Genomic DNA, 1,283 nt, shown 5'->3' with positions numbered 1-1,283 from the left:
TTCACCATTGAACTCCTTTAGCTCCGCCTCGAAATCCCGACACACCTGTCTAAACAGGGTTTCGAGGGAGTTTAAATGTGCGACATTGAACACCCGACCACGGTACTTAGTCACAAAGACCAAGTGAGCGTGAATCTCAAAAACGCAATGCCTGCCAGTTCTGATTGAGTTGATTCTGTCCATAGACCAAGTATACTCAAGGCCATGAAACAGACCAAGACATTAAAGGTTCGCGTAAGGGACAAGCACGCCGCCCAGCTTAACCGCATGGCGCGCAGCGTGAACTTTTGCTGGAACTATCTGAACGAACTGTCGTCTCGCGCTATCCGTGAGCGCGGTCTGTTTCTATCAGCCTACGACCTGCATCCGTATACAAAAGGCGCTGGCAAGGAACTTGGTCTGCACAGCCAGACCTTGCAATGTATCGCCGCCGAATACGCCACTCGCCGCAAGCAGTTCAAAAAGTCTCGGTTGAGCTGGCGAAAGTCTGGCGGCGTGCGTCGTTCACTCGGCTGGATACCCGTTAATACTGGCGCCGCCAAGTGGAAGAATGGGCAGGTATTCCATAACGGCAGCTACTTCAAGATATGGGATAGCTACGGGCTGTCCAATTACAAGTTTCGCTCCGCGTCGTTTAATGAGGACGCACGCGGGCGCTGGTATTTCAATGTTGTCGTGGATGCTGATATTAAACCTAGCCTTGGGCAAGGCGCTGTTGGTATTGACCTTGGATTGAAAGACATAGCCACTTGTAGCAATGGCGAAAAGCTGGAAAACAGCCGCTTCTACCGTGGCATGGAAGAAAAGCTAGCGATTGCTCAGCGTAGCCACAACAAGAAACGTACCCGCGCCATTCACGCCCAGATCGCCAATCGCCGCAAGGATGCCTTGCACAAATTCTCACGCCGTCTAGTCAATCAGTACGGTGAAATCATCGTGGGCGATGTTAGCTCACAAAAACTCGTAAAGACCAAAATGGCCAAGTCCGTGCTAGATGCCGGGTGGGGCCAGTTGAAAACGATGCTGGAATACAAATGCGATCACGCAGGTATCGTGTTCAAGGAAGTGCGAGAAGCCTACACCACCCGCGCCTGTTCGGCTTGCGGCTCGCTCAGCGGGCCGCAGGGCGTAAATGGGCTGCGACTAAGAGACTGGGAGTGCGTGGCGTGTGGTGCGCGCCACGACCGAGACGTGAATGCGGCTCGGAATATCCTCAGTCTTGCGCTCGGGCATGAGCGTCCAGAAGTGGGAATCCCCGTCCTTTAGGGCGGGGAGGATGTCAA

The 1,283-nt window shown here is 53.5% G+C and carries 2 protein-coding genes; one reads left to right on the top strand and one right to left on the bottom strand.

Annotated elements, in window-relative coordinates:
* The coding region (locus tag INT33_RS20945; RefSeq protein ID WP_193086024.1) for a transposase at positions 1-183 on the bottom strand (183 nt) is incomplete at its 3' end.
* A gap of 21 nt (positions 184-204) precedes the next feature.
* Between INT33_RS20945 and INT33_RS20940 the strand changes: the two genes are divergently transcribed.
* Complete coding sequence (locus tag INT33_RS20940; protein WP_193054205.1) at positions 205-1,266, top strand: RNA-guided endonuclease InsQ/TnpB family protein; 1,062 nt, start codon at positions 205-207, stop codon at positions 1,264-1,266.
* The last annotated feature ends 17 nt before the right edge of the window (positions 1,267-1,283 follow it).

It is taken from the genome of Halomonas colorata, from assembly GCF_014897985.1.
Taxonomy (GTDB): domain Bacteria; phylum Pseudomonadota; class Gammaproteobacteria; order Pseudomonadales; family Halomonadaceae; genus Vreelandella; species Vreelandella colorata.
Note: the sequence above shows the minus strand (reverse complement) of the source record. Positions and strands in the feature narration are given on the sequence as shown.

Excerpts from the sequence above, each read along its gene's own strand:
- INT33_RS20940 (WP_193054205.1), top strand. The coding sequence starts at position 205 with ATGAAACAGACCAAGACATTAAAGGTTCGCGTAAGGGACAAGCACGCC.